Origin of the sequence: Celeribacter baekdonensis B30 (assembly GCF_000299875.1) — a bacterium.
GTDB classification, from domain to species: domain Bacteria; phylum Pseudomonadota; class Alphaproteobacteria; order Rhodobacterales; family Rhodobacteraceae; genus Celeribacter; species Celeribacter baekdonensis_A.
In genome coordinates, this window is sequence record NZ_AMRK01000005.1 from 155,163 (window position 1) to 174,991 (window position 19,829).

The following is a 19,829-nucleotide window of genomic DNA, read 5'->3' on the forward strand; positions in this document are numbered from 1 at the left end:
AAAGTGAAAAAAATGGCATACGCACAACCCACTCCCATCCTGGAAGTCCGCGATCTTCATGTGGAATTCGATACAATGTCGGGTCTCGTTCAGGGCCTGCGCGGGGTTTCTTTTTCGGTCATGCCGGGGGAAACTTTGGCGCTGGTCGGTGAAAGTGGCTCCGGCAAAAGCGTGACGGCGCAGGCTGTCATGGGGCTTATTGGCCTGCCGGGATCTATCGTCTCGGGGGATATTCTTTGGAAAGGCCAGTCGCTTTTGACGCCGGAAGGGCAAAAAAAGGCGGCCAGTTTACGCGGCAAGTCCCTGTCGATGGTGTTCCAGGATCCGATGACCTCGCTCAACCCGCTGATGACCATCGGCGCGCATCTGGTTGAGGTATTGCGGCGGCATATGAAGCTCTCGAAACCCCAAGCCTTTGCGCGCGGGGTAGAGTTGCTGGAGGCCGTTGGCATCACCGAACCGCGCCGCCGTATGGCGCAATATCCGCATGAGTTTTCCGGCGGGATGCGCCAGCGCGTGATGATCGCTCTGGCCATCGCCTGTGAGCCGGAGCTTTTGATCGCGGACGAACCGACCACCGCGCTTGATGTGACCATTCAGGCGCAAGTGCTTGATCTTTTGGCCGATTTGCAAAAATCCATGGGGCTGTCCATTGTTTTGATCACTCATGATCTTGGCATCGTGGCCGGGCTATGTGAGCGGGTAGCGGTGATGTATGCGGGCTCGATTGTCGAGGCGGGCAGTGCGGCCACCGTGTTTGAGCAGGCCGAACATCCTTACACCCAAGGCCTCATTCGCTCGACCCCGCGTCTGGACGATCGTCGTGATCGGCTCGTGTCCATCGAGGGCGCGCCGCCGAGCCTGTTGCACCCGCCAAAAGGCTGCGCGTTTCAGTCGCGTTGTCCGGTCGCGTCACGCCAATGCGACACCAAACCCGCCCGGCAAGAAACGCCAGCGGGCGGGTCGGTGTCCTGTTGGACGCCCTCACTTCCGGCTTGGGCAGATGTGGCGAAAACCACGGAGGTCCATGCCCGATGACCGATTTATCCAACCGATTCAACCCCGCCCAACCTGTGCCATCCGAGCCGCCGATTTTATCGGTGCGCGGGCTGTGCGTGACCTTCGATGGTCCACGCGAAGGCCTTTGGGGGCCACCGAAAAAGGTCCAGGCGCTCGACAATATCACCTTTGATTTGGCGCGTGGAAAGACGCTTGGCCTTGTCGGCGAGTCCGGTTCCGGCAAGTCCACGCTGGGCCGTGCGATCATGCGCCGCCTGCCCTTGTCGAACGGGCGGGTGTTTTTTGAGGGCAAGGATATCACGGCCGTCAAAGGTGAGGCGCTGCGGCGTCTGACCCGCAACATTCAGCTCATTTTCCAAGACCCTTACACCAGCCTCAATCCGCGGATGACGGTGCTTGAACTCATTGCTGAACCTCTGTTGGTGCATGGTCTGGTGTCCTCCATCGACGAGGCGCGCGATCAGGTGGTCGAGCTGTTGCGCTTGGTGAACCTGCCCGTGGAGACCATCGACCGGTTTCCGCACAGTTTTTCCGGTGGCCAACGGCAACGCATCGGCATCGCGCGGGCACTGGCGCTCAAACCGCAGCTCATCATCGCCGACGAACCTGTCTCGGCGCTGGATGTGTCGGTGCGCGCGCAGGTGGTGAACCTGATGCAGGATTTGCAACAGGAATTGGGGCTGACCTATGTTTTCATCGCCCACGACCTGTCCGTGGTGCGCCATATTTCCCATGACATCGCGATTCTGCATCGCGGGCATATGGTGGAAATGGCGGGTCGAGACGCAATCTATGAGGCGCCGGAACATCCCTATACCAAGGTGTTGTTGTCTGCGGTGCCGGAGCCCGATCCAAGCCATCGTCGCAACGGCGGGGTGAATGCGCCCAAGACCCTGCCGACCCAGACCTTAGCCTTTGATGGGGTCGGGTGTCGGTATCGAAAATGCTGTGACAAGGCTGGCGGGCATTGCCAACGCGAAGCGCCGCCTTTTGCCAAACATGAGGGGGGGCATTGGGCCGCCTGTTGGCATGTTGGAATGACGTAAGATTGGTCTCACGGATCATAAAAGGGGCGCCCCTTGGAGCGCCCCTTTTGGTTTTTAATGGTTTGGTTTCTTGTGGTTTAGCGCCCCAATGTCGTGCCGTCCTTGCGTGGGTCCGACCCGGCGATCAGCCCGCCATCGGGCGCGCGCACGACGCATTGCGCCCCGCCAAAGTCACTGCGCCCGCCCAATTCACCCGCGCCCGTCGCATCCTCAAACCCTGCCGCTTTGAGCGCCGTGGCAAAGGCCGGATCACTGCCCGGCTCAAGGGCGATGCGCGTGTCGCTTTCAAGTCGCCAGCGCGGCGCATTGATCGCCTCTTGCACGTCTTGCCCCCATGCCGCCACGCGCAGCATCAGCTGAATATGGCCCTGCGGCTGCATCAACCCGCCGACCACGCCAAAGACTGCATGAAACGCGCCATCCTTGAGCGCCGCCGCCGGGATGACGGTATGGTAGGGCCGCTTGCCACCCGCCACACCATTGATATGCCCCGGTGCGGAAAATCCGTGGCCGCGGTTTTGCAAGCAAATGCCCAGTTCCGGCACGCCAATGCCCGATCCAAACCGTTTGAAGACGCTGCTCATCAGGGTGACGGCAAAGCCCTCGCGATCAACAATGGCGGTGCATACGGTATCGCCGGACGGATCGGCGACGGTGTTGCGAGCGTATTTCATGCCGTCACGGGTGGCTTTGACCACCTCGATCATGCTCATAGGATCGTCCATCGGCAGGTCCAGTGTGTCGAGTGTCTCAAGCGCCTTGAGCACGCCGATGCCGTGGGTGTTGGGCGGGCATTCGAGAATTTCGATGCCTTTGAACATGCGCCGCACCGGAACATCAAAAAAGCCCTCATGCGTGGCAAGGTCTTCGACGGTCAAAAGCGCGCCGCGCGCCCGTGCGGCTCGTTCGATCGCCTCTGCCGCCACACCTTTATAAAACGCATCCGGGCCGTGGGTAGCGATGGAGGCCAAAAGATCCGCCAATGCGGGATTGGCAAAACGGTCCCCGGCCTTTGGGATGTTCGCGCCGTGATATATCAAGTTCGACGCCGGGTCGTTTTGAATGATATGCGCAAAAATCGCCCATTCACGCGCGCAAACGGGCGCAACATCAAAACCATCGCGCGCAAGCTCAATCGCAGGAGCGAGCAGATCGGCAAAGGGCAGGCGACCAAAACGGGCGTGCAAATCCCCCCAGCCGCGTGCCAGACCGGGCGTGGTGACCGAATAGGGGTGGCGTTCGGGGATTTTTTGATCTGGGAAGGCTCTCACATGATCGGGGGTCAGCGCCATCGGCGCGCACCCGGTGCCATTATAAGTCAGCGGGGCCTCATTGGGGGGCAGCAGCATGGCAAGGCTGTCACCGCCCAGCCCGGTCGCCATCGGTTCCACCACACCAAGCACTGCATCCGCCGCAATCGCGGCATCAACGGCGGTTCCGCCGCGTGCGAGCATCGCCATGGCGGCAGCGGCAGCACGCGGATGTCCGGTGGCGACGGCTTCGGTCGCGCTTTTGAGGGCGGTCGGGGCGGGGGCTTTGGTCATGGTGGGGTGACGTCCTTGTGTCGGAGATTCTCTCTCGGCAATCTGACATATAAATTCAAAAAAGTATGTAATTTGTATTTCTAACAGTGAGTGTTATTTTTGCATAAAATTAAAAAATACATTAAAAACATGGTGATGAGTAAATTTTAACTTTTTGGATCATCGTGCAATAAGCTGTAGACCTTAAATTTGGTATACAGTATGGTGACTATAGGAGCTCAAAGACTCTTGCAATCTGCTGGTGTCGGCAGGGTCCCGCACAGATAAAAACCAACACGGAGAGACGGAAATGGGCCAAGTCCTGAATCCCGATGAACTACGCACAGCCCTCGAAACAGCCATCAAGGGCAACACCGCCAACGCGTCCCCGTTTAGCCTTGCTTGGGCGAGCGGAAAACTGTCGCGCGACCATCTCGCGCGCTGGTGTGAAAACCATTATCACTATGTCGGCCCCTTCGCCGAATACCTCGCATATGTCTACGCACGCCTTCCCGCAGAGTTCGAAGAAGCCAAAGATTTCATGCTTCAGAACATGTATGAAGAAGAGCTGGCGGCAGATCGTCACACCGATCTTTTGATCCGTTTTGGCGAAGCCTGTGGCACAAATCGCGCGCGCATCCTCAACCCGGACAACATGACCGCCACCACACGTGCACTTCAGGCGTGGTGCTACACTGTGGCGATGCGCGAAGATCCGATCGTTGCCATCGCGGGCCTTGTTGTGGGTCTCGAAAGCCAGGTGCCGTCGATCTACCGCAAGCAAACTCCGACATTGCGCGACACATACGGTTTCACCGACGAAGAGGTCGAATTCTTCGATCTGCACATCGTCTCTGATGAAATCCACGGCGAGCGCGGCTATCAGATCGTTCTGGAACACGCCCGCACCTATGAGCTTCAGCAGAAATGTTTGAAAATCTGTGAAATCGGCGCGCAGATGCGTCTGCTTTATACCACGGCACTCTATAATGAGTATGTGGGCGCAGAAATCCCGCTCTCCGACCTGGGCCTCGCCGCCTGATCTGACCCCTGAGAGGTGGGTTTCGGCCCGCCTCTCCCAGCCGGAAAATCTCATGCCAAAAGTTATCTTGCACAAGGGCGGCGAGGTGTTTGAGGGCGACGTTGCGCCTAAAACCAACCTTGTGGTCAGCGCCGGAATCCGTAAGTTTCCGTTCCCCAATCTGGCCTATAAATGCGGCATGGGCAAATGCTCGACCTGTACCTGTCGCATTCTGGCCGGGGCGGACCATTTGGAGCCGCCAAACTGGAAAGAGAAACGCCAACTTGGTGAACGATTGGACGAGGGCTACCGCCTCGCGTGTCAGCTCTGGGTCACCGAAGATATCGAACTCGCACAAGACGTCTAAGTCTTTGTATCGCCCCAAGGGGCGGTGCTTCCTTTATCCTTGCCGAGGGCTGTCTCATGTATGTCATTCTGACCACCAAACCCGATGAATTCCGCACAATCATGGGCGATGGCGTCGTGCTCATCGAATCCTATGATTACATTTTTTATGGTCGCAAGCGCGCAAATTTCACCATTGCCGAGATCGTCGATGCCGACCGCATCACCATCGTCGAAGACGAGCCGCCGCATATCGTCAACAAGGTGCCGTGCAAAATGTTCGAGTCCTTTGACACGGTCGAAGAGGCGCGGGCGGAACTGAATGTTCTGACCCATTTCGGCAGCATGGATATCGAGCTGCGCGCCGTGTGAGCCGCGCCAAATCGTCTCCCCCGGTCGCCTGACCAAATCATAGAACGCACAAAGACAGGCCATGGATAAGATCAACATCACCTTTATTCCCAACGACAACAAAACCATTTCTGTCGATGCGGGCAGCAATCTTTTGCGCGCCTCGCTGCGCGAAAAGGGCGGTATTCCGTTCAAATGCGGCGGCGGATTTTGCGGCACCTGTCGCTGCAAAGTGGTCGAGGGGTTGGAGCATACCGACGACGTGAAAGCCAAAGAGCGCAAACATCTCACCGACGAAGATGTGGCCAATGGGTTTCGCATGGCCTGCCAGACCTTCGTGCGTGGCGATGTGAAAGTGTCTTGGGGTGAAACCCCTTCAAAAGAAACGCAAAAGCGCGCCTGAATGGGCGGCGCGACACAAGGGGCAAACATGTCTTATCTCAATTTTATTGGCGGGGACTGGGTTCCGGCCCTCTCCGGCGAGACGTTTGAAAACCGCAATCCCGCCGACCAAACCGACCTCATCGGCCTGTTTCCGAATGGCGGGATGGAGGATGTGGCCGCCGCCGTCGAAACCGTGTCCGCCGCGTGGCCGGCATGGGCCGCCAAAGGCCCGGAGGCGCGGGCGGATGTGCTTTACAAAGCGGCCGATATTATCTCGTCGCGCATTGACGCCATCGCCGCGGAACTGACCCGCGAGGAGGGCAAGACCCTCACCGAGGCGCGCAATGAAACCAGCCGGATCGCCGCCAATTTTCGGTTTTATGCGGGGGAGGCGTTGCGTCTGAAGGGCGAAAGTTTCCCGATGCCTGAGGGGCAAATCGCACTGACGCTGCGCCAGCCTGTGGGGGTTGTCGCTGTGATCACGCCTTGGAATTTCCCGCTGTCGATGGCGGCGCGCAAAATCGCGCCTGCGCTTGCGGCGGGCAATGGGGTGATCTTTAAGCCGTCCGAAATGACCCCCTTGATGGGTCAGCGCCTAGTTGAGGTGTTGTTGGATGCGGGGCTGCCAAAAGGCCTCATCGCCCTTATTCACGGTCGCGGCGCTACCGTGGGCCAGGCCATCACCTCGACGCCGGGGATCGACGCGCTGACCTTTACCGGATCTTACGGGGTGGGGATGCAAATCGCGTCCGCTTTGACCACAGATACCCGGTGTCAGTTGGAAATGGGCGGCAAAAACGCCACTGTTGTGTTGGAAGATGCCGATCTGGATCGCGCGGTGGACATCATTCGGCGCGGCGCTTTTGGTCTGACGGGTCAGGCCTGTACCGGCACAAGCCGCGTGCTTGTGGCGCGCACCCATTATGACGCGCTGGTCGAGAAATTGTCGGTGGCTGCTGCTGGGATCACCATCGGTGCAGGCACGCGCGAAGGCGTCAATATGGGGCCGCTGGCCACCAGTGCGCAGCTTGATAAGGTCAAAGCCTACCTTGGCATCGCCAAGCAGGAAGGCGGGCGGATCACCACCGGCGGCTTGCCCGAGGCCTCTGCCGATCTGGCCAATGGCTTCTTTATCCGTCCAACCGTGATTGCCGGCGTGCCTGCGGACAGCCGCCTGTTGCGCGACGAAATTTTCGCGCCGGTCGTGGCTGTGCGTGCCGTGGATGGCGTCGATGAGGCGATCGAAATCGCCGATGATACCGAATACGGTCTGGCCATTTCCCTTGTGTCCAATGACATGGCGTCCATTCTCAAAATTGCGCAGAAAACCCAGCACGGTGTGGTCAAGGTCAACAGCCCGACCACGGGTGTGGCGCTCAACGCCCCCTTCGGCGGGTTCAAACATTCCTCCAACCAAAGCGCGAAAGAGCAAGGCGGGGCCAATGTGATGGACTTCTACAGCCGGATCAAAAGCGTCTACCTGGGGGGCTGAATGGAATTTGTCCACGATCTGGTCGGTGGAAATCTATTAACCCTGCATGTCTTGGGTATGGTGGCGATGGTCTTTGTCGCCGCCATTCTCCAAGGCGTGGGGGGCTTGGGCTTTGCCATGTTCTCGGCCCCGCTGTCGGCGCTGTTTTTCCCGGAAATGGCACCCGGCCCGCTGCTGGTTCTGGGGGGATGCCTGTCGGTCATGGTGGTTCTGCGCGAACGCTCCGCGATCGATTACAAATCGGCGGGCATGATGATCACAGGCCGGGTGATTGGCAATTTCATCGCCGTGGCCGTGATGACACTGTTGAGTGCGACAAGCTTTTACATTCTCTTCGCGGTGCTGATCTTATTGGGCGTGGCGCTGAGCTATAGTGGCCTGAGGATCGTTGCCAATTGGCGCACGTTGGGGGCGGCTGGGATCACGTCGGGCATTATGGGCACGATCACCTCTTCGGGCGCGCCGCCCTACGCGATCGTCATGCAAAACGCGGCCCCCGCCACCTTGCGGGCGACGCTGAATTTCACCTTCTTTTTTGGTGCGACAACCTCGCTGCTGTTGCTGGCGTCGGTGGGGCGCTTTGGCCTACATCAACTGCTGTTGGGTCTGTTGTTACTGCCTGCGCTGCTTTTGGGTTTCACCGTTTCAACACACCTTGCGCGGCATGTGCCAAAAGGCGCGATCCGTCATGTGCTTTTGGGGCTGTCCGCCCTCAGCGCGGTCGGGCTTTTGCTGCGGGCGGCATTTTGAGGTGGATCTGCGGGGCCTTAGACCTCGTCTGTCGCCTCCGGCGTGTCGACCGAATTATACACGTGGCGCGCCGCCAAAAGGGCTGCAAGTTCTTCGTCTCCGGCAATCACCGCGCGCAGAATGTCGGCGTGCTCCTGCCAGCTCTTTGACACTTTCACCGGGTCATCTTGCTTAAACAGCATCGCGGTTTGGTCGCGCAGCGTGCGGATCAGGTCCTGAAGGGTCGCATTGCCCGACACCTGACCAAGTGCGGTGTGAAACGCGTCGTTATGGGCGCTGATTTGGCTAAAATCACCCTCTTCGATGGCGTTTTCGCCCGCCGCAAGAACACGCTGCAATTCGGCGATCCGCTCTGGGTCTTTGCGCTTGGCCGCGAGCTTGGCATTGAGCGATTCAAGCGTCGCGCGCACTTCGATCAATTCCATTTTCTGATCGGGCGCGGGCATCGAGACGGTCGCCCCGCGCCGGGGAATGATCTTGACCAGACCTTCGGCGGCCAGTTCCCGCAACGCCTCGCGCACGGGCATGCGCGACACGCCCATTTCCTCGGAAATCCGACCTTCGACAAGGCGGGCGCCGGTTTCGAATTCGGCGTTCAAAATCCGTTGGCGTAGCGCATCCTTGACCATTTTCGTCAATGGTGTGTGCGCGTCTCCCAGAGCCACTGTCATCTGTTGTCCTGCCGTCTCTTTTGTGGCGCGCGGTCGGGGTGGGCCGCGCGCGTTTCATGAAGTTGTATACCAGATAGCAAAGCGGCTTGCCAAGTCGTGAGGCGGCATGATCGGGTCCTGGGCAGGGCTTGGGGTAACCGGCGGGAATCGCGGTTTTCATCCGCAGGACAGAGGTGATCTGTGTCCTGTCTGGCGTTTGCTTTTGAAACATATATCATTTGGTATACTAAAAAATGACATATGAAGAGTTATTTGGCGTATTTCGCTAAAAATATGTTGCATAAGCGGGCTATTTTTGAAAACAGTATACAAAATAAAAGTTACAATCGCACAACTCAAGAGATGATCCATTGAAAACTGTCCTCAGACTTCAGTCCGAAGAGGCGCGCGTGATGATCGCGGCCGCTGTTGAAAAATCCAAAGAAATCGGGGTGCTCGAAACAATTTGCATCGCGGATGATGGGGGATTCCCGATCCTGATCGAACGTATGGATGGTGCGCGCGTCACAGGCCCGCAAATCAGTTGGAATAAGGCCTTTACGGCGGCCACGCACAAACGTTCGACCCATCTGTTCAACAAGGCCCCCAACGGTCCGGCGCTGCCGGGGAATGAGGCCTTTGGTATCCAATTGTCCTTTGATGGCAAGTTCGCCGTTTTCGTTGGCGGCTTTCCGATTGTCGTCGATGGCGAGGTCGTTGGCGGCGTTGGCCTGTCGGGCGGCAATGGCGAACAGGACACAGCCGCAGGCGTTGCGGCGCTGCAAGCCCTGTCCGATCTTTTGAGCCCGCAAGGGCATGAGGTTCTTGTCGCCGCCGACATCAAAAAGTGAGGCCATCATGACTATCATTCGCGCAGTTCACAAAGTCGAAGAGGGCACGTCGGAAACTGCGGCTCTGCATGTGACCCTGGCCGAAACCGGCAAGACCTTTCCGGTCCAACCGCATGAATCCGTGCTCGCGGCGGCTTTGAACGCCGGGATTGAGTTGGCCCATGAGTGCAAGACCGGGTTCTGTGGCTCTTGCCGGGTACGGGTTTTGGCGGGCGGTGTCGCCTATGCGGATGATCCCATTGGATTGAGCGACCAGGAGCGCGGCTGTGGTTTTGCGCTGGCCTGTCAGGCGCGGGCGCAAACCAACCTCGTGATCGAAGCGCCGTTGATGCCAACAGATCGCCCCGAACCGTCCCAAATCACGGCTCAGGTTTTGGCCGTCGATCAGGTTTGCGGTGACATCACCCGGCTGCGGTTGTCGCCTGTTGGCGGCATGCCGGCGTTTCTTCCGGGGCAATATGTGGATGTGGTCACACAGAGCGGTGCCACGCGGTCGTTTTCGATTGCCTCTGCCCCAGATGAGACCATGATCGAATTGCACATCCGCACCATCCCCGGCGGAATGTTCACCGCTGGCATCGTCCCGGCGCTCAAATGCGGGGAGGTCGTGGCGCTGCATGGACCGCATGGGCTGTTCCGCCTGCGTCTCGATGATTTTCGCCCCCTCGTTTTGGTCGCCACAGGCACGGGCATCGCGCCGCTGCGCGCCATGCTTGCGGCGCTTAAGGGTGATCCGGACTGTCCACCCGTCGCGCTCTATTGGGGGATGCGTGAGGAAAGCGAGCTTTACCTCGCCGATGAGATCGCCACGTTGGGCGCGGCGTTGGAGGATTTCACCTTTGTTCCGGTCCTGTCGCGTGCCGCAGAAAGCTGGTCGGGGCGGCGAGGCTATGTCCAGGATGCGGTACTCGAAGATCTGCCCGATCTGTCAGAACATGCGCTCTATCTGTGCGGCTCGCCGGCGATGATCGGCGCGGCACGTGGGCGGTTTCTTGAAGCCGGGGCGAGCGTCAACCACATCTATGTGGATAGCTTTCACTTCGCTCACAATCTGTAACCGGAGCCGCCTTTGCACGCGCTCGCAACACAGGGGGATCGAGGCACCATGTCCTCGTCCATATTCAAATATTTTCGCTGGAGCTTTGCCGTCACCGTGATCGGGATTGGGCTCTGTATCTGGCTCGGCTGGGCCTATACCGGGCGGGTCTCCGGCATGATCGCCTTTGCTACAATTGGGGTTATTCTCTCAGTTCTGGAAATCTCGTTGAGCTTCGACAATGCCATCGTGAATGCCAATAAACTCAAAGATATGAGCGACGTCTGGCGGCGGCGCTTTCTGACTTGGGGCATTCTGATTGCCGTCTTTGGCATGCGGATCATCTTTCCGCTGGCTGTTGTTTCTATCGCCGCCAAAATTGGTCCGATTGAGGCCATTCGCCTCGCGGCCAGCGAGCCCTCCGAATATGCGCGCCTGATTGGGGCCGCGCATCTGTCGATCTCGGCCTTTGGTGGGACGTTTTTGATGATGGTGGCGTTGAACTATTTTATCGACCCCGACAAGGAGGTCGATTGGCTGCGCCCGCTCGAAAATCTTTTGCGGACATGGGCTTCCGTGCGCGGAGTGGCGATTGGTTTGGTGTTGCTCATCGTCTTGCTGATCTCAGGGTTTCTTGATCAGGCGGAACGCGGCTCATTTCTGGTCGCTGCGATTGCGGGACTGGTGGCCTTTATCGCGGTCGAAACGCTCGGGCATGTTCTTGATCGTGGCCCGATGATGGCGGCGGGCGGGTTCGGCGCGTTCATGTATCTCGAAGTGCTGGATGCCTCCTTTAGTTTCGACGGGGTGATCGGGGCCTTTGCCCTGACGCAGAACCTGTTTCTCATCGCTATCGGTCTGGGCATCGGCGCGATGTATGTGCGCTCGATGACGATCATGTTGGTGGAAAAGGAAACGCTGACCGAGTTTCGCTATCTCGAACACGGGGCGTTCTATTCGGTGTTTGTGTTGTCTTGCGTGATGTTCGTGCAAAGCCTCGTGCATATCCCAGAGGTGATCACCGGGCTGATCGGTGCGGGCTTTATCCTGCTCTCGCTTGTCTCTTCGCTGCGCTACAACAAACGCCATGTTCATCCGGCGGCGGCGGAATAGACCGTATCCCTTGACGGTCTCTCTAAGGCGCTTTTTCGGGGTCCCCTTGCCCGAGAAAGCGCCTTATTTTATCGGGGCAGGATTTTATCGGGGCAGGGCGAAACTCAGCCCCCTGCATCGACAGGGCTTCTGGCGGATAGTCTGTGAGTTTCGGAAGATCAACGATCAAAAGCGTCTCGTCACGACCTGCCTGCGCCAGCGCGCGCCCATCGGGCCCGGCAATCACCGATCCGCCGCCAAATTGTATGCCGTTTTCGGCGCCGCACGAGTTGGCATAGGCAACAAAGCCGCGGCTTTCATGGGCGCGGGCCGGGACCAGCACGTCTTGGACGTGTTCATAGCCGGCGGGATTGGCGGTTGGGACAAAAAGGACCTCCGCTCCGGCGCGCGCCAGTGTTGCAGCATGGCCGGGGAACTCGATGTCATAACAGATCAATATCCCGCATCTGCGCCCGGCAAGTTGGAAGGTCGGGGATAGGTGATCGCCCGCTGTAAAACTCGCACGCTCCATGTCACCGAAAAGCTGAACTTTGCGGTAATGGGACAAAATCGCGCCATCTGCACCTATGCAGCTTGCCGCGTTATAGACTGTTGACCCTGACCGTTCGGCCCAACCAAACACCAACGCACATCCCGTGCCCGCCACCCGCGCGCGCAGATCATCCATCCAAGCGCCCGCGATCGGCTGAGCCTCGGCGTGATGTAAATCGGGCCGATTGTATCCGGGAAAAAACAATTCGGGCAGCACAAGCACGTCGGCACCTTGGGCAGCGGCTTCTCGCAAAAGCGCCTCTGTCCGCTCAAATGAGTGGTCGGCTGGCGCGGATTGAAACAGCGCCAGTTTCATGTTGGGCTGCCTGTGTAAGGTGTCGTGGTCAAAATGCCCCTCTCTTTCGTTCAGCTATAGCGTTCAATCAATGTAGTCGTATCCGTCACATCACCAAAGAACAGCGCGAAATTGATCAAGGCAAAGGCGTGTTCGTCATCGCGCAGGGAGGCACAGGCATCATGCACCATAGTTGTCCGAAAGTTGAGCATCATCGCGTCCCGCGCGGTGGAGTCACAACAGGCATTGGTCATGGTTCCTCCCACCAAAATCGCCTCAATACCCGCCGCGCGCAGCCTATGTTCCAAATCGCCTGCACCTTGGATCACCCCACTATAGCGGGTCTTTTCAACGATCATATCCTCGTCGCGTACATCAAGAGCAGGCCAAATTTGCGAACCTTCGGCCTCGCGCTCCAACGCGGCACAACGGGTTTCGAACCGCGCGGGCGTCAGCAAGGTTTGATGAAAATGCGGGATCTCGGCCAGCGCCTGTTCGGTGTAGAGCGTTCTGATCCAGACCACGGTTCCGCCCGCTTGGCGTAACGCCTTGGCCAGCCGGTTGATGTTGCCGACGATGGCCCGTGCATTGGGCACACTGGCACCGCTTTGCGGATCAAGAAAATAGTTTTGCATGTCGACCACGACCAGAGCGGTCCGATCCGCAGGGAGGGAATCGTGTACATGCAGGCGACCTTGGCGGGCGTTGATGCGCTCAACGGCCCAGTCCGGCATCTCAAACGGGTGCACTTTGCTCATTTTGTGATCTCCATGGTCGGTTTGTGCGCAAATTATTTGCTCTTGCTGGGGTATTTTAGTGACCTCAGTTCAGTATATTGTATACTGCAATTCAAGTCGATAGGTCCAGATCACAACACTTTCGGCAAAAAATACAACACTCTCGTCAACAGGAGGTATTATGAAAATCGCACGCACTCTTTCCTTTATCGCTGGCATCACGGCGGCAACGCTGACGACATTGCCCACACCGGCTGCCGCCGAAGATGTGACCAAAATCTCCTTCATGGAGGTCATTCACTCGCTGTTTTATTCGCCGCTCTATGTCGCGATCGGCAATGGTTATTTTGAGGAAGAGGGCATCGCCTTTGATCTCATCGCCGGTCAGGGCAGCGACAAGGTGACGGCCGCCTTGCTCTCGAACTCTGTGGACATTGCGCTCGCCGGGCCAGAGACCACGCTTTATGTCGAGACTGGAAAGTCGCCTGAGAAAATTCGCATCATTGCCGGGCTGACGGCAACGGATGGCTCCTTTCTGATCGGGCACGACCCCGCGACAGGCGACTTTGATTGGTCCTCTTTGAAGGGCAAAAAAATCCTGGGCTGGCGCGAAGGCTCGTCCCCGGCGATGTTCCTGCGCGCGGCGCTTGAAAAGGCCGGTTTGAACCCGGACGAAGATGTTGAAATCATCACCAACGTTGCCATTCCCGCCCGGATGGGGGCCTTCATGTCGGGCGTTGCCGATTATGGCACCTTCTTTGAACCGGATGTGACCACGCTTGAGGCCAACGGTCTGTATGCCCAAACCAATGTCGGACAAGCAGTCGGTGACATCGACTATACGGTCTTTATTGCCCGCGAAGCCTATATCGCCGAGCATCCAGAGGTGGTTGCGGGCTTTGTCAAAGCAATCGCCAAGGCTGAGGCCTGGATTGCCGAGGCCCCGGAGGCCGATGTTGCACAGGTTTTGCAGCCCTATTTCCCCGGCGTCGGTCTGGATGAGTTGGCCCAAAGCGTGCTGCGGCACCGTGCGGCAGGCGTTTGGAAAACCACGCCTGCGGTTGCGCCTGAGGCCATTGATGCCCTTCAAGACATGTTGATGTACAACGGCCTTTTGGCCGTTGAGACAAAAGTGGCTTTTGAAAACGTCGTCGATCCCAGTTTCTTTGCGCAGAGTGCGCAATAATGACGGGCGATACCACAGGGCGGCCCCTCGCGGTGCCGCCCAAAATTGAATTTCGCAACGTCGAACTGCATTACTTTTCGACCAAGGGCGAAACCCACGCCGTGAGTGACATGAATTTCACCGTCAACAAAGGGGAATTCATTTCCATCGTCGGGCAATCCGGCTGTGGCAAATCGACGTTGCTGTCTCTGCTGTGCGGATTGATGCAAACGACTTCGGGACAGGTGCTGATCGACGGGAAACCCGTCAAAGGCCCTTCGCCGCAAGTGGGGTTTATGTTGCAACATGACAGCTTGTTTGAATGGCGCACCATCCTTGAGAACGCGCTGCTTGGGCCGGAAATTCGCGGCATGGACATGCCCGCCGCACGAGCGCGGGCCGAGCGGATTTTGACGAATTACGGTCTTGGGCAGTTCCTGCATCACCGTCCAACGCAATTGTCGGGCGGGATGCGTCAACGCGCGGCGTTGGGGCGAACCATGTGTATGGAGCCGGATATCCTTTTGCTTGATGAACCGTTTTCGGCGCTGGATTTTCAGACCCGCATGTCGATTTCCGAAGAAATCGGCGAGATCATCCGGCGCGAGGGCAAGACCGCGATCCTTGTCACCCATGACATCCCTGAAGCCATCGCCATGGCCGACCGGGTGATTGTTTTGAGCCCGCGCCCCGGACGGCTCAAAAACATTCATGAGATCACCTTCCCAAGTTTGGGCGAGGTGCGTCCCGGCTGCATGGCGGTGCGCGATGCGGAGGAGTTCAAAGACTATTTCCACACAATCTGGACGGAGATGGAATCCGATGGCTGACACGACCCCGAACGCGACGCCAAGCGTCGCCTATCAAAACTGGGCAGCACGTCAGGGCCGCGCCCGCCGAAAAGTGATCGTCGGGCGCCTGCTTTTGCTGTTGGGCTTTTTGGCTCTCTGGGAATATGCGCCGCGCAACGGCATGGTGAATCCGATGCTCACCAGTTACCCAAGTGCCGTTTGGGACGGGTTTTGGGACCTGATTGCACAGGGCAAACTGGGGCTTCATATTGGCGTCACGCTGATGGAGGTGATGATCAGCTTTGCCATCGCCATGATCCTCGGCACAGTGATCGCCATTTGTTTATGGTTGTCGCCGATGTTGGAACGGGTGCTTGATCCCTTCTTGGTGGTGCTCAACGCCTTGCCAAAAATTGCCTTGGTGCCGATCTTTTACATCTGGTTGGGTCCGACCGGGTCGATCTATGCCGTCGCCATTGCCGTGGCGTTGTTCATCACGATTCTGATGCTCTACACCGGGTTCAACCAAAGCGATCCCAACAAGATCAAACTGGCGAAAACCCTTGGGGCAGGACAGGTGCAAATCCTGACCAAGGTGATTTTGCCGGGCAATGTTCACACCTTCATGGCGACGTTGAAAGCCAATGTCGGTCTGAGCCTTGTGGGGGTGATTGTGGGGGAATTTCAGGCGTCCAAAGCTGGTCTTGGCTATTTGATCGTCTATGGCAGCCAGATTTTCCGCATGGATATGGTGATGGCCGCCATTGTAATCCTCAGTCTGATTTCGGTTGGCATCTATCTGGTCGTGCAAAAAGCCGAAGCCTTGCTGACACGCTGAACTGCATTATGGAAGGGGCGCGGGGGGCATGTGTCATCCCCGCGCCTTTTCACCGTTTTGGACCCTGTGGTCCTGTCTTAAACCCGTTTGCTCAGAATCTCGGCCAGAACGGACACGGCGAGCGAGGACGCATCGCGCGCGGGTCCAAAGAGACCGATTGGACCATGCAGCCGGTCCATCGCACTTTGCTTTAGCCCCGCAGCGGCGAGGCCTTGCCGCCGCCGGTGTTGTGTCTGTCTGCCGCCAAGACAACCGACATAAAACGCCTCGCTTAGCAGTGCTTGCGCCAGCAGCGGCTCCTCATCTTCCGCACTGTGATGCAGAAATGCGATGGCGGTCTGGGCGTCGATCTCGCCCAATCCGTGCTGCCGACCTCCTCTTGTGATGCCCACATCCGCAGCCTGCGCCACCCCAATCAGCGCTTCAGCCTCAAGGCTCTCGCCCGTGACGACGATCCGCACGGGCGGGGTGAAATGGGTCACAAACCGTGCGTCCTGCCACCCGGTTTGGGCGGTGCTCGGTTCGGCCATCACCTGCGCGCTGTCTTTGTCATAGACCAGTGTCGCGGTCTGACGGCGCTCTAGCCGCGCCAAGACATCCCGGATCGGTGCGCCGTCGCGCAACACATGCACCAAAAGCTCAAGCCCACCACCACAGGGGAGGGTGATGTCGAAAAAGGGCGACCCCTTGCCGAAACGTATCAGGCGATCCTGACCGGTCTGAAGGGCGGACAGGGCCTCCGTCGCAACCGCGGCTTCGACACATCCGCCCGAGACGTAGCCACAATAGGCACCGTCTTCACGCACCGCCATAATGGTGCCTAAACTGCGTGAGGCACTACCATCGATCCCGACCAAAAGCACCAAGGCCGCCGCCGGACCCGACTCCATCGCCTGGCAAAGAAACTCCAACACATGCTGAGGGCGATCCGTTTTTTGCGGACAAAACGGCGTCCTGTCCGCGACCGAACCCGGTGCCGACGCGAGGGGGGCGTGCTGTGGGCGGGGCATCGGTGCTTCCATGTTACGCGCGCTCTCAGATCACTCTGAAAAGGCAATCGTATTCTCGTGCCAATGGCGCGACAGATGCGCCAGGTCGACACCTGAACTGAGACCGTCGATCAGCCCCAACACCCGAGGCGCGGTCAGAGGCAGGGCGTTCACCGGGGTTCCGATGGCATTGGCCACAGCGCAGGCAATGGTTGCACCCACGTTCAAAATTGGCACCTCTCCGGCGCCTTTCGTGCCCAAAGGCCCACAAGACGGTGCCCCCTCATAGAGGTGATAGTCGATTGGCAGGGTGTCGAGCGCGGTCGGAATGCGGTAGGAAGAAAAGCCGGTCTGATCAAACGCACCCTCTGCATTGATCGTGATTTCCTCATGCAAGGCGTAGCCAATGCCCTGCGTGACCCCGCCCTGAATTTGACCATGGATCGCGCGGGGATTCAGCGCCCGACCGACGTCTTGGATGACGCGGTAGGCGAGGACCTCGACCTTGCCGGTATCCGGGTCGACCGCCACATCGCAATCATGCACGGCAAACACCGGAATATCTATCGCATCGATGAAATGCCCCGCCGCACAGCCCGGCATTGCTGGAATGCCCGGCGCGGTAAACGCCCCGCTGCCAGAAATCGGCCCGTGCTCCAACTCTGCCTGTGCGATCACGGTTTGAATGGTGGTGCCAGAGCCGGGTCGGTCACGGATTTCCACCCGGCCTTGGGCGAGGACTAAATCGTCTTGCGGCGTTTGCAGCATTTGGCTGGCGACGGCCAAAAGTTTGGAGCGGACCTCGGCGCAGGCCTCTTGGCTGGCCGCGCCAATCGACACGGTCGTGCGCCCGCCGCCGACGCCCAGATCGCGCCCGGAAGCATCCGTATCCGCGGTTTTGACGATGACCGCATCCGGGTGAATGCCCAGATTGGCCGCCACGATTTGCGGCAAGGATTGCACCATGGTGCCCGATCCGATTTCGACGCCGGAGGTGACCAACGTGGCGCTGCCATCGACGTTGAGATTGACCGTGGCGCTTGACGGGCCGACAAAAATGAACCAGGTGCCAACCGTCGTGGCGCGCCCGTAAAGCCGTCCATCGGGGCCTTTTTTCGCGCGCTCATGCGGCCCATAGGTGTCGATGGCCAGATCCAGCATCGGCCCAAGCACGTCACCCTCAAACACCTGTCCCGTCGCGCCGATGTCGCCATCTCCCACCACGTTGCGCCGCCGAAAGGCGACCGGGTCCATGCCAATGGCCTTGCAGATTTCGTCGGTGTGACATTCAAGCGCAAAGGTGTTGTACACGCCGTTGCAGGCACGAAAGGCCCCATTCGGCGGCGTGTTGGTGTAGACCGCTTGACTGGCGATTTTCACCGATCCCAACCGGTAATTGCCGCCCAGCGTATGCGCCGTCATCGTGGTGAGGAACACTTGTTCGCCGCCATAAGCGCCGCAATCCATCAACACCGTGGCTTCGCGCCCGACAATGTCGCCCTCTGGGGTCACCGCTGACCGGATCAGGATGTCGGCATTTTCGCGGCTCAAACAGGTCATTTGCTCTTCGCGGCGGGAGTTCACCAGCGACACTTTGCGCCCGGTTTTGCGTGCCAAAATCGCGGCGAAGGGTTCCAGAGAGCAATCGAATTTTAACCCAAACCCGCCGCCAACGGCGGGCACGGTGACATGGACTGCTGCCTCGGGTACGCCTAAAATCTTGGCCGTCACATGGCGCACGGTCCATGGCACTTGGGTCGAGGTGTGAATGTGAAACCGCCCGTCTTCATAGGCGGCCACCACGGCGCGCGGTTCAAACGGCACATGGCTTTGACGCCCGACCCGATAGGTGCCCTCCACAAGGATGACGTCGTCGCGAGCAAAGGCCGCATCGGTGTCGCCGCGCACCACCGTGGCTTCCCACGCGATATTGCCACCGCGTGCCGCGCCTTCGCGCAAAATCTCGTAGCTGGCCCAATCGGGGTGGATCAATGGCGCGTCTTTGGCCAGCGCCTCCGCCATGGTCAGAATTGGCGCTATCGGGTCGATCTCGACCAGAATGGCTGCGGCTGCGGCGCGCGCTTGGGCCAGGGTGGTCGCGGCCACCACGGCCAGAGGTTCGCCATGATAGCGCACCACGTCTTTTGCAAACAGCGGATGGTCGGCGATGCCGATCCCATGCAAACCGGGCGCGTCCTCACGTGTTGCAATCGCTTTGACCCCCGGCATGGACAGCGCGGGGGTGACGTCGATTTTGACGATCCGTCCCGACGCGGTCTCTGAACGGCGTGCAGCGGCGTGCAACATGCCGTGGCTGCTCTCGTCGACGGTATAGCGGGTGCGCCCCAGCAGCTTGTCCTTTGCATCCCGCCGAGGCAGGTTCATCACAGCAGTATTGGGAGGGTAGGGCAGTGTCACGGGCGCACCTCTTCCACGGGGCCAAGACCATTTGATCCAAGCGACAGGAGCGCATCTATAATGCGTTCGTAACCGGTGCAGCGGCAGATATTCCCGGTCATGGCCGATTTGAGTTCGGCGCGCGTGGGCGACGGATTTTCCGCCATGAAATGCGTCATCGACAGCACCATGCCGGGAAAGCACATGCCGCATTGCACGACATCGTATTCCAAGAACGCCTTTTGAACCGCAGTCAGGGTTTCACTGTTGGACACCCCTTCGATCGTTGTGATCTCCGCCCCGGCAAGGCGGCCAACGGGCAGCAGGCAGGACACTTTTGGTACGCCGTCGATCTGAACGATACAGGCGCCGCAAAAGCCTTCGCCACAGACATCCTTGGCCCCGGTGAGGTGCAAATCGTCGCGCAGGACCTCAAGCAAGGATCGGCGCGGATCGCCGTGATAGGGGACCGGGTCGCCATTGATCATCAAAGTCAGCACCATA

General features: G+C 58.8%; 21 protein-coding genes. 14 read left to right on the forward strand and 7 right to left on the reverse strand.

The genetic code is table 11. From position 1 onward, the window contains the following. Nucleotides 1-12 precede the first annotated feature (12 nt). The gene (locus tag B30_RS10840) at nucleotides 13-1,038 is read left to right on the forward strand and encodes an ABC transporter ATP-binding protein (RefSeq protein WP_009572111.1); all 1,026 of its coding nucleotides are present in this window, start codon (nucleotides 13-15) and stop codon (nucleotides 1,036-1,038) included. Further along, complete coding sequence (locus B30_RS10845) at nucleotides 1,035-2,066, forward strand: ABC transporter ATP-binding protein (protein WP_009572112.1); 1,032 nt, start codon at nucleotides 1,035-1,037, stop codon at nucleotides 2,064-2,066. Before B30_RS10840 ends, B30_RS10845 begins: the two co-directional genes overlap by 4 nt. Before the next feature lie 77 nt (nucleotides 2,067-2,143). Here the strand turns inward: B30_RS10845 and B30_RS10850 are convergent, their stop codons facing one another. Beyond that, on the reverse strand, nucleotides 2,144-3,610 hold the full coding sequence (locus tag B30_RS10850; protein WP_009572113.1) for a gamma-glutamyltransferase family protein: 1,467 nt from the start codon (nucleotides 3,608-3,610) through the stop codon (nucleotides 2,144-2,146). Nucleotides 3,611-3,899: 289 nt separating this feature from the next. On the opposite strand from B30_RS10850, the gene B30_RS10855 reads away from it, so the two are divergent. The 6 genes from B30_RS10855 to B30_RS10880 all read left to right on the forward strand — a co-directional run bounded on the left by B30_RS10855 (nucleotide 3,900) and on the right by B30_RS10880 (nucleotide 7,932). Further along, on the forward strand, nucleotides 3,900-4,631 hold the full coding sequence (locus tag B30_RS10855; RefSeq protein WP_009572114.1) for a TenA family transcriptional regulator: 732 nt from the start codon (nucleotides 3,900-3,902) through the stop codon (nucleotides 4,629-4,631). A gap of 52 nt (nucleotides 4,632-4,683) precedes the next feature. Then, the gene (locus tag B30_RS10860; protein ID WP_009572115.1) at nucleotides 4,684-4,977 is read left to right on the forward strand and encodes a 2Fe-2S iron-sulfur cluster-binding protein; all 294 of its coding nucleotides are present in this window, start codon (nucleotides 4,684-4,686) and stop codon (nucleotides 4,975-4,977) included. A gap of 56 nt (nucleotides 4,978-5,033) precedes the next feature. Next, on the forward strand, nucleotides 5,034-5,327 hold the full coding sequence (locus tag B30_RS10865; RefSeq protein ID WP_009572116.1) for a hypothetical protein: 294 nt from the start codon (nucleotides 5,034-5,036) through the stop codon (nucleotides 5,325-5,327). A gap of 61 nt (nucleotides 5,328-5,388) precedes the next feature. Beyond that, the gene (locus B30_RS10870) at nucleotides 5,389-5,709 is read left to right on the forward strand and encodes a 2Fe-2S iron-sulfur cluster-binding protein (protein WP_009572117.1); all 321 of its coding nucleotides are present in this window, start codon (nucleotides 5,389-5,391) and stop codon (nucleotides 5,707-5,709) included. 27 nt (nucleotides 5,710-5,736) lie between these two features. Continuing rightward, nucleotides 5,737-7,182 (forward strand): aldehyde dehydrogenase family protein, encoded by a 1,446-nt coding sequence (locus tag B30_RS10875; RefSeq protein ID WP_040402327.1) that lies wholly within the window; start codon nucleotides 5,737-5,739, stop codon nucleotides 7,180-7,182. Next, complete coding sequence (locus B30_RS10880) at nucleotides 7,183-7,932, forward strand: sulfite exporter TauE/SafE family protein (RefSeq protein WP_009572119.1); 750 nt, start codon at nucleotides 7,183-7,185, stop codon at nucleotides 7,930-7,932. 17 nt (nucleotides 7,933-7,949) lie between these two features. Here B30_RS10880 and B30_RS10885 read toward each other — a convergent pair whose 3' ends face one another. Next, nucleotides 7,950-8,603, reverse strand: a complete 654-nt coding sequence (locus B30_RS10885; RefSeq protein WP_009572120.1) for a GntR family transcriptional regulator — start codon at nucleotides 8,601-8,603, stop codon at nucleotides 7,950-7,952. A 350-nt stretch (nucleotides 8,604-8,953) separates the two neighbouring features. On the opposite strand from B30_RS10885, the gene B30_RS10890 reads away from it, so the two are divergent. Genes B30_RS10890 through B30_RS10900 form a run of 3 tightly spaced genes read left to right on the forward strand, consistent with a single transcriptional unit; the run spans nucleotide 8,954 to nucleotide 11,582 of the window. Then, on the forward strand, nucleotides 8,954-9,433 hold the full coding sequence (locus tag B30_RS10890) for a GlcG/HbpS family heme-binding protein (protein WP_009572121.1): 480 nt from the start codon (nucleotides 8,954-8,956) through the stop codon (nucleotides 9,431-9,433). A 7-nt stretch (nucleotides 9,434-9,440) separates the two neighbouring features. Continuing rightward, a complete protein-coding gene (locus B30_RS10895; RefSeq protein WP_009572122.1) occupies nucleotides 9,441-10,490 on the forward strand; it encodes a 2Fe-2S iron-sulfur cluster-binding protein in 1,050 nt (349 codons plus the stop codon). A gap of 48 nt (nucleotides 10,491-10,538) precedes the next feature. Beyond that, nucleotides 10,539-11,582: a DUF475 domain-containing protein gene (locus B30_RS10900; protein ID WP_009572123.1), complete on the forward strand. Its 1,044-nt coding sequence runs from the start codon at nucleotides 10,539-10,541 to the stop codon at nucleotides 11,580-11,582. Nucleotides 11,583-11,604: 22 nt separating this feature from the next. Here B30_RS10900 and B30_RS10905 read toward each other — a convergent pair whose 3' ends face one another. Continuing rightward, a complete protein-coding gene (locus B30_RS10905; protein WP_009572124.1) occupies nucleotides 11,605-12,429 on the reverse strand; it encodes a carbon-nitrogen hydrolase family protein in 825 nt (274 codons plus the stop codon). A 50-nt stretch (nucleotides 12,430-12,479) separates the two neighbouring features. Then, nucleotides 12,480-13,166: an isochorismatase family cysteine hydrolase gene (locus tag B30_RS10910; RefSeq protein WP_009572125.1), complete on the reverse strand. Its 687-nt coding sequence runs from the start codon at nucleotides 13,164-13,166 to the stop codon at nucleotides 12,480-12,482. 160 nt (nucleotides 13,167-13,326) lie between these two features. Between B30_RS10910 and B30_RS10915 the strand changes: the two genes are divergently transcribed. The 3 genes from B30_RS10915 to B30_RS10925 are packed head-to-tail and all read left to right on the forward strand — an operon-like array spanning nucleotide 13,327 to nucleotide 15,939. Beyond that, nucleotides 13,327-14,331: an ABC transporter substrate-binding protein gene (locus B30_RS10915; protein ID WP_009572126.1), complete on the forward strand. Its 1,005-nt coding sequence runs from the start codon at nucleotides 13,327-13,329 to the stop codon at nucleotides 14,329-14,331. After that, nucleotides 14,331-15,140 carry an ABC transporter ATP-binding protein gene (locus tag B30_RS10920; protein ID WP_009572127.1) on the forward strand — a complete coding sequence of 270 codons (810 nt, stop codon included), beginning with the start codon at nucleotides 14,331-14,333 and terminating at the stop codon, nucleotides 15,138-15,140. The genes B30_RS10915 and B30_RS10920 overlap by 1 nt, the downstream gene beginning before the upstream one ends. Beyond that, nucleotides 15,133-15,939 (forward strand): ABC transporter permease, encoded by an 807-nt coding sequence (locus B30_RS10925; protein ID WP_009572128.1) that lies wholly within the window; start codon nucleotides 15,133-15,135, stop codon nucleotides 15,937-15,939. The genes B30_RS10920 and B30_RS10925 overlap by 8 nt, the downstream gene beginning before the upstream one ends. 77 nt (nucleotides 15,940-16,016) lie before the next feature. Here B30_RS10925 and B30_RS10930 read toward each other — a convergent pair whose 3' ends face one another. The 3 genes from B30_RS10930 to B30_RS10940 all read right to left on the reverse strand — a co-directional run bounded on the left by B30_RS10930 (nucleotide 16,017) and on the right by B30_RS10940 (nucleotide 19,828). Beyond that, entirely contained in the window at nucleotides 16,017-16,853 is an 837-nt protein-coding gene (locus tag B30_RS10930) for an XdhC family protein (RefSeq protein ID WP_198430605.1), read from the reverse strand. A gap of 126 nt (nucleotides 16,854-16,979) precedes the next feature. Continuing rightward, the gene (locus tag B30_RS10935; RefSeq protein WP_009572130.1) at nucleotides 16,980-19,346 is read right to left on the reverse strand and encodes a xanthine dehydrogenase family protein molybdopterin-binding subunit; all 2,367 of its coding nucleotides are present in this window, start codon (nucleotides 19,344-19,346) and stop codon (nucleotides 16,980-16,982) included. Beyond that, on the reverse strand, nucleotides 19,343-19,828 hold the full coding sequence (locus tag B30_RS10940) for a (2Fe-2S)-binding protein (protein WP_009572131.1): 486 nt from the start codon (nucleotides 19,826-19,828) through the stop codon (nucleotides 19,343-19,345). The genes B30_RS10935 and B30_RS10940 overlap by 4 nt, the downstream gene beginning before the upstream one ends. Nucleotide 19,829 lies beyond the last annotated feature (1 nt).